We start from the raw sequence: 8,232 nt of genomic DNA on the forward strand, positions 1-8,232 counted from the left end.
TGCAAAATTGTAGCATGCCTGTTAAAGAGAGAACAGTCACACAAAAAGCGGAACGATTGGCCGCACTATATAACATGGTGCCTAATCTCTTCTGGAGCCTCGTAAACCTGGCCCCGGCAGTTTATTATTTTTATCTGCACCTGCCGCTTACCTGGTTATGGATCGTTATACCTGCCTATCTATTCCCGTCATTCTTTCCTGCTATTTTACTGGACCGGCTCTCCGCCGGCAATTCCAGGCATTGGTATCAGCAACTCGGGGTACATCTGATATTGGAGTATGTACAGCAGGGACGCCTCATCAACCGGATGGTCCGGAACCGTTATCCCGCTTACAGGATCGTTTATGATAAAACAACTATCCGCCGGAAGATAAAGGAAACATACGTGTTTGAACGTTTTCACCTGGGTTTACTGCTGGCTTTCCTGCCGCTGACCGGCCATGCACTTTGGAATGCACATTGGCTATGGGTTGTAGTGCTGCTGTTATGTAATTTTCTGTATAATGTATATCCCGTGCTCCTGCAGCAGTACGTTCGGTTAAGGCTTAGACGGCTGCTGCAATGAAGATCTTACAAAAGTAATGCACGCTATAACTGATCAATAATATCTTTATATCCTCTTCCAATAGGGATAGGTATTCCTTTGATCTCCACCATTTCTGCGGTATAGGAATCGATCTGATTCACAGAAACAATGAAAGATCGATGTATGCGTTTAAACACTTGTTCCGGTAATAGTTCTTCAATTTCATTCGTGCTCATTTTCGACAGGTATTCCCCCCTCGTAGTAACGATCTTAATATACTCACGCTGGCTTTCAATATATAATATCTCCGAAAACAAGATCTTAACCTTTCGCTTCTGTACATTAACGAAAATAAAGTCCCTGGCTTCAGTTGCTGTCCGGCGCTCTTCTGCACGCACCTTATTAACAGCTGTAAGGAACCGTTCAAACTCAAATGGTTTCAACAGGTAATCTGTTACATTTAAACTAAAACCCTCCACCGCATATTGATGATAAGCAGTAGTAACGATCACTGCCGGCGGATTGGCAAGTGTCTTCAGAAATGCCATCCCCTTTAACTTAGGCAGATGGATATCCAGAAAGATCAGATCAGTCTTATTGGATAACAGGAACTCAGAAGCCAGGATCGCGTCCTTAAAAGTTCTCTGCAACTCCAGGAATGGGACCGCTGCAATGTAGTCAATAAGCACCTTTGCAGCCAGTGGTTCATCCTCTATTATGATACATTTTACCTTATACATGACTGGCAAGATTAATTTTCAGGATAGCTTTGAACGTATAATTCCCCGGTTGTATCTCAAGACTATAATCGGTGTAAAGCAACTCAAGCTGACGACGCAGATTCGACAGGCCGATACTTTCTTTCACGATATTACTCTCCACCGGCTCTCCTGTTGAATTTTCCACAGTAAAGACAAGGAGCCTGTTCTTTACCGTAAGAAAAACATTTACAAACGGACGGTCCCTGGTTTCCGACACCCCATGTTTAAAAGCATTTTCAACAAGCGGGATAAGCAACAATGGCGTGATCCCCTGCTTCCTGTCTTCCAGGTCATGACTGAAATTAATATGTAGCGACTCGTCATACCTTAGTTTCTCAAGTGCAATGTAATCGTCGATGATTTTGAGGTCCTGTTCAATGGCAGTATACGGCGCGCTGGTTTCATACAACATATACCGCAGTATCTTCGATAAGCGGAGAATAGATTCCGGCGCCAGGTCAGACTTATCTCTTGCCAGCGAATAAATATTATTCAGTGTATTGAATAGAAAATGAGGATTCGTCTGCGACTTAAGATAATTCAGTTCTGCCTGTTGACTGGCTATACGGAGCTCCTGCGCTGACTGCTTCAGTTTGATATGATTGACGACATGCCTGATGATCCCGAAAAAAAGAATTGCACTAATGCTATATCCGACCAGTGCACCGATCCTGTCATCAATAGACATCGTCTTATTCAATACTGTAAAAATATGCAGTGTTACACCCAGTTGCCGCCATAAAAAGAAACCAAGAGAATAAGCAAAAAAGTAAAGTACCGCCAGCAGAAATGAGCGAAGAAATCTTTTCAGGCTCATACCCGGCAAACTATGCTCAAAGAACCTGTAGTTGATCACCGTTACATAACATGCTAACCATATTTCATTAACGGTCCTGTAGGGAAGATCACTGGAGCCTTCAACAATATCCCGCAGCAGGTTCAATGCTAAAAAAGCAGGTGCCAGCCAAAGGTAAAGCTCATATTTTTTTAAGCGGGGTACTTTCTTCATGTCGGTATTTCGTGAGATAAATGTCGATAAAATATTTCTCATTCACCAGCACTTAATCGTAATTGACGCAATCCTGCCGTTTGTTTACCACAACTCGTTGTTCGTTGACCAGGCATTCCTGCAATGAACCCGAATATCTATCCTTGTATCGTAAACAGCCAAAAGCTACATGTTCACACCCAATAATAACCAAAACATGAACAAACTAATACAATTCGGAGAAATAGTAACAGGATACGATACGCCTGTACTCAATGAAAGAGAGATCAGGGCCTCCGCCGGAATGCTGTTCCTGGCTACCTATACTTCATTGCTGTTCATACTTTTTGATGGCAATTTTATACCCGTAAAATATGTCATCACGTTTTTCCTGCTCGACCTGCTGATCCGTGTTCTTATTAATCCGCGATTTTCCCCCACGATGATAGCAGGACGTTTGATAGTGCGTAGACAGTCGCCCGAATATGTAGGCGCGCCGCAAAAGAAATTCGCATGGATCATCGGTATTGTCTTATCAGCAACGATGTTCTACCTGTTTATCATTGACAACTCTTACAGTGTCATTACCGGCTCGGTTTGCATGGTTTGCCTCCTCTTCCTGTTTTTCGAAGCAGCCTTCGGCATCTGCCTCGGTTGCCTGTTCTATCCGATATTCAACAGGAAGAAGATCGAACATTGCCCGGGAGAAGTATGTAAAGCCCCGTCAAAACAGGACATTCAGAAAGTGTCCATAGCGCAGCTGACAGTACTGGCGTTATTTATCGCACTGGTATTCTTCGCCTCCGGTTTATTGTATGAACGATACAGCCAGGCGCCGCATGATCTTTTCAGACCTTCTCCAACCGCTAAATCAAAATAGTTATGTATCCGTTACCTGTGAGCCGCGAAAGCGGATTAGAAAATTACTTCTCCTTTTACAAGAAGAATATCATTGGCGATCAGCAGCATTTCGAATCACCTTTCGGCATCAGGCGGATCATTTATGCCGACTGGACAGCCAGCGGCAGGGCTTACAGACCAATTGAAAATTATCTGCAACAGGAAGTACTTCCCTTCGTTGGCAATACACACACATCAACCACCATTACAGGCAGTTCAATGTCTCAGGCCTACGAAGAAGCAAAGAGCATAATTAAAACACATGTTAATGCCAGTACTGATGATGTATTGCTTTTGTGCGGCAGCGGAATGACAGCTGCTGTCAACAAATTACAACGGATACTGGGACTGAGAATGCCGGAGCACATCACAAACAAAACTACCTCAGTAACACCCCTGCCGGATGATCACCCCTTAAAGCCCGTGGTCTTTGTAACACACATGGAGCATCACAGTAATCATATCAGCTGGCTGGAAACCATCGCAACAGTAGAGATCATCGGGCATGATGATGAAGGGAATGTAGACCTCATACACCTCGGGGTTTTATTGGACCATTTCAAAGACCGTGTGCATAAAATTGCTGCCGTAACAGCATGTTCCAATGTTACCGGTATCCGGACTCCTTATCACGACATTGCTAAACTTATGCACGCTTACGGGGGATTATGTTTTGTAGATTTTGCCTGCTCCGCCGCCTATTCTAACATCGATATCCATCCTGTCGAAGATGGCGCCCATCTGGACGCCATCTATTTCTCAGGACATAAGTTTTTAGGTGGTCCCGGCACCCCCGGAATATTGATCTTCAATAAACACCTTTACAACAACAAGATCCCCGACCAACCCGGCGGAGGTACTGTAAAGTATACGAATCCCTGGAAGTCCCGCGAGTACACCGAAGACATCGAACAACGCGAAGACGGAGGCACCCCTCCATTCCTGCAGGGCATTAAGGCTGCAATGTGTATCAGACTGAAAGAGGAAATGGGCGTACATAACATGTTGAAACGGGAGGAAGAGCTGCTGGCCATTATATTCCCACGACTCTCTGAAATGAAAGCTATACAGCTGCTGGAACCTACGGCTATAAAACGCCTGGGCGTGATCTCTTTTATAGTGGCCGGTGTACATTATAACCTGATCGTCAGACTGCTCAACGACAGGTTCGGCATTCAGATGAGAGGGGGATGCTCCTGTGCCGGTACCTACGGTCACATACTGCTGCATGTTGGCAAACGCCGGTCGTATGCTATACGCGACGCCATCCGTGCAGGTGACCTATCCCGAAAACCGGGATGGGTCAGGCTATCTATACATCCTACTATGACCGATGCCGAAATCAACTTCATCCTGGATGCCATTGAAATAACGATCGCTAATATCGATGAATGGGAAAAAGACTATTACTACGACAAAACATTGAATGAATATTTCTTTAAGGGAGATATAAACACACAGCACCGGGAAATATCAGACTGGTTTACTCCCCAACGGTGGACAAACTGACAGGTATTGGCTTTCGTAACATTTTTCAGGACTTTTATCCCATATATGAAACGTCTGCCACTCAGTTTCATATCTTGCCGCTATTAATCTATATGAAGTAAATTTATAAAAGGACTTAGTACGCTACGCCCGCTAACACATAAACCAAAATACCCTGAAAAAGATGAATAGATCAGGATACATCTATACCTTACTGTTCGCCCTTAGTCTAATCTGCGAACCTTTACATACAGTTCTCGCACAAAGCTTTGAAGCCCGGATAGACAGTCTGATCCTAAAAGAATTCAATGAAAAAGATGGCCCTGGCGGCGTATTTATGGTTACCCGGAATGGCAAGCCGGTCTATCACAAAGCTTTCGGGAAGGCCAATCTCGAACTGGGTGTTGATCTTGCTCCTGAAAGTGTATTTCAACTAGGCTCTATGACCAAACAGTTCACAGCTGTTGCTGTATTAATGCTTGAAGAACAGGGCAAGCTGAATGTACAGAGCCCTGTTTCAAAATATATCCCCGATTATCCATCGGGCGACAAAATAACCTTGCATCATCTGCTGACACATACTTCAGGCATAAAGGATTTCACCAAAATGAAAGCGCTTTCAGACATTTCTCAAAAAGAAATGACGCCCAAAATGATGGTCGACTTCTTTAAAAATGAACCTGTTGATTTCCAGCCGGGAGAGAAATTTGAATACAATAACTCAGGTTATGTTCTCCTCGGTTATATCATAGAGCTGGTTTCCGGAGAAACCTATGAAGACTTTATCAATAAAAACATCTTCAGGAAAGCTGGCATGAATAACTCGTACTACGCCAGTGATAGAAAAGTGATCCCTGAAAGAGCTTACGGATACCATAAAAAAGAACATGGGTATGTAAATAAAACGATCATCAGTTTCACTATCCCCTTTTCATCAGGTTCTTTAATGTCAACTGCAGGCGATATGCTGAGATGGCAGAATGCTTTGGACCAACATCTGTTACTAAGCAATAAAAGTACTACGAAGGCTTTCCAGACATATAAACTGAATAACGGAGAAGCCTTTACCTACGGATATGGCTGGCACCTGAAAGAAATAAAGGGAACTCCTGTCCGCGAACACGGCGGCAGCATATTTGGATTTAAAACAATGGGCATTTATATACCACGCGAGCGCATTTATATTATTGGTCTCAGTAACTGCGACTGTCATTCCCCTACCCAGGTAACAAGAGATATTGCAGCATTAGCTTTGGAATCATTAGATAAGTAATCTGAATATTTTTTATGCCTGATAAGCTACAAATAATACCACATTCAGGCCGCTCCTGGGATTATGCTGATCATTCCATATAGTTTGCGTACCTTGCGGCCTTGAAACTCATTACACAACTCGATACCATTGCGCTGGCGGCACAGGAAAAGGAAGCCGAAAACCAGGCGTTCAGAGCATTTCTCTCTTCACAGGAGTCTGCAGACATTGACGCGCTCGTTCAGGAGCTTGATGCCACTATTACTCCTCAGATAGACTGCACAACCTGTGGCAACTGCTGCCGTTCTCTCATGATCAATGTAACACCGGACGAAGTAACCCGGCTCGCCGGTCATTTAAACCGACCGGAAGCCGATGTACTGGAAGAATACATTGAAACCGGCTCTAACAACAGTATGATGGTCATCAATGCCATCCCTTGTCATTTCCTTAAAAACAGCTGCTGTACCATCTACGAACAACGCTTTGCAGAATGCCGTGAATTTCCGGGTTTGCATCAGCCACAATTCACCCGCCGCCTTTTTGCCATGCTTATGCATTATGGCCGTTGCCCGATCATTTATAATGTGCTGGAAGAGATGAAGGTAAGGCTGGCTTTTGGGGCATAACCACAAACAAAAAAGCAGCGACCTGTACGTCGCTGCCTGATCAACATTTCTTTTACCGTATCGCCACCGGATTAATATTCACCTGCGTAGACCCTTTATACAACGGTTGTCCTAACACAAACAGGAACTCCCAGGCTTTATCCTGTACCAATGCCCTGCTGTCTATCAACTCCAGATTATATATCCCCTTTTTCGCAAGCATGAACTGATTAACAGGAAATTCCTCATTATTCTTTGGATTCGGGTACACTTCTGAGGCCCAGGTATCTCCTCCGAAAGCAACAATGCCCTGGTCGGCCAACCATTGCGCAGCTTCCATCCCGATGCCGGGTTCTACTTCCAGGAATTGTTTATTATCCTTTCCGATCAGCTCCAGCCAGCCGGTGTTAAACAATACCACATCTCCTTTACGGATCGTTATGCCTTGCTTTTTAAGTACGGCCTGAATATCTGCTACACTAAATTCAGTGCCTCCGGGAACAATAGCTTTCCCATAGTGTGCAACCATGTCCAGTACTATACCACGGGTTACAATAGGCGGTACTTTTTCTATACCAAGTTTCTTCACCCCTTCAACAGTAACAAAATCTTTCGCATGATGACCATTGTAATAAACATTGTCTATCCCGATGTGACCAATGCCATTTAACTGCGTCCCCACGCCTGTCCAGCCATTCACCAGTTCATCATTGAAGCTGAACTTATTCGGACCAGTAGTTTGTCCGCCCTGCTCACCGGGTTGAATATTATACAGATTGAAACTGCGATGACGGAATGCCGGTAAATGTTTATCGATCGGCACTGCCAACGGATAGGTCTTGCCGGTTTTTACCAGCTTAACGGCTTGCATCACTATTTCCGGAGTTAACAGATTGGCGGCGCCAATTTCATCATTGGCTCCGTATGCGGATGGATACCACGCGGTATCTGTTTTCGGGTTACTTAAACTTTGCGCTTGCATGGATAATTCATTTATGAGTAATAGACTAGTTAATCCTGCTATAACAAGTTTGGTGTTCATTGTTTAATTTTTAAACGTTTAGCATTGCATATTGCCTTCAATAACAAGGCCATTATATCCCGAACCGGACGCTTCCTATATCAATGTTGTTAATAACACAACAGGGGCCTCCTGCAACTTCTCTCCCACCTCCCCGAAAGCTTTGATGTACGGTCGCTGATTATGCGCGTCCAGCCCTTCTTTGCTTTTCCATATCTCATAAAAAGTAAAGACATTCTCATCCTCAATGCCCTGGTGCAAACTGTACAACTCGCTTGCCTCTTCTTTTCGGGTCTGCAATACCATGTTCTGCAATACAGTAGCGACCTCTTCCCTATATTCTTCCTTTGCTTTTATAATAGCCGTCAGATAAATTTTCATGTCTATATTTTTTATGGGTACAAAATTAGGAGGCCTCTCAGTATTAGAAAAATAAAACAATTTATATTCTGCTATCAAAATAATGATAGTTATGAAAGCCCTTAAAGCGTATGGTGAATTTGCAATTGATTGTAAAGTTAATCCTGCAGCGTTACAATAAACTGTAAAGCTTTTCTGCACCATCGTATTTTTTGTATGCTTACTGTACCCGCTTATATACCGCTTAGATACCGCTAATCCTACGTTAATCCTACGTTCATGAACGTAGGATTAACGTAGGATTAGCGGTATCTAAGCGGTATATAA

9 protein-coding genes are annotated in these 8,232 nt (G+C 43.8%); 5 read left to right on the plus strand and 4 right to left on the minus strand.

The features are described from left to right. The first annotated feature begins 14 nt into the window (after positions 1-14). Entirely contained in the window at positions 15-566 is a 552-nt protein-coding gene (locus C7475_RS31085) for a hypothetical protein (protein WP_110057337.1), read from the plus strand. A 23-nt stretch (positions 567-589) separates the two neighbouring features. Here C7475_RS31085 and C7475_RS31090 read toward each other — a convergent pair whose 3' ends face one another. Both C7475_RS31090 and C7475_RS31095 read right to left on the minus strand, forming a co-directional pair. Further along, entirely contained in the window at positions 590-1,267 is a 678-nt protein-coding gene (locus tag C7475_RS31090) for a LytTR family DNA-binding domain-containing protein (protein WP_110057338.1), read from the minus strand. Then, positions 1,260-2,297: a sensor histidine kinase gene (locus C7475_RS31095; RefSeq protein ID WP_110057339.1), complete on the minus strand. Its 1,038-nt coding sequence runs from the start codon at positions 2,295-2,297 to the stop codon at positions 1,260-1,262. Before C7475_RS31095 ends, C7475_RS31090 begins: the two co-directional genes overlap by 8 nt. Before the next feature lie 196 nt (positions 2,298-2,493). Here C7475_RS31095 and C7475_RS31100 point away from each other — a divergent pair, with 196 nt between their 5' ends. From C7475_RS31100 to C7475_RS31115, 4 genes are all read left to right on the plus strand, one after another. Next, positions 2,494-3,156, plus strand: a complete 663-nt coding sequence (locus C7475_RS31100; protein ID WP_110057348.1) for a DUF4395 domain-containing protein — start codon at positions 2,494-2,496, stop codon at positions 3,154-3,156. A gap of 2 nt (positions 3,157-3,158) precedes the next feature. Continuing rightward, a complete protein-coding gene (locus tag C7475_RS31105; RefSeq protein ID WP_110057340.1) occupies positions 3,159-4,685 on the plus strand; it encodes an aminotransferase class V-fold PLP-dependent enzyme in 1,527 nt (508 codons plus the stop codon). A 163-nt stretch (positions 4,686-4,848) separates the two neighbouring features. Further along, positions 4,849-5,937 (plus strand): serine hydrolase, encoded by a 1,089-nt coding sequence (locus tag C7475_RS31110; RefSeq protein WP_110057341.1) that lies wholly within the window; start codon positions 4,849-4,851, stop codon positions 5,935-5,937. A 101-nt stretch (positions 5,938-6,038) separates the two neighbouring features. Further along, positions 6,039-6,545, plus strand: a complete 507-nt coding sequence (locus C7475_RS31115; protein WP_110057342.1) for a YkgJ family cysteine cluster protein — start codon at positions 6,039-6,041, stop codon at positions 6,543-6,545. A gap of 52 nt (positions 6,546-6,597) precedes the next feature. On the opposite strand, the gene C7475_RS31120 is transcribed toward C7475_RS31115, so the two are convergent. Both C7475_RS31120 and C7475_RS31125 read right to left on the minus strand, forming a co-directional pair. Next, the gene (locus C7475_RS31120) at positions 6,598-7,506 is read right to left on the minus strand and encodes a cyclase family protein (RefSeq protein ID WP_110057343.1); all 909 of its coding nucleotides are present in this window, start codon (positions 7,504-7,506) and stop codon (positions 6,598-6,600) included. 135 nt (positions 7,507-7,641) lie between these two features. Further along, positions 7,642-7,926 (minus strand): putative quinol monooxygenase, encoded by a 285-nt coding sequence (locus tag C7475_RS31125; protein WP_110057349.1) that lies wholly within the window; start codon positions 7,924-7,926, stop codon positions 7,642-7,644. Positions 7,927-8,232: the final 306 nt, after the last annotated feature.

This window comes from Chitinophaga sp. S165 (genome assembly GCF_003182155.1).
Lineage (GTDB): Bacteria > Bacteroidota > Bacteroidia > Chitinophagales > Chitinophagaceae > Chitinophaga.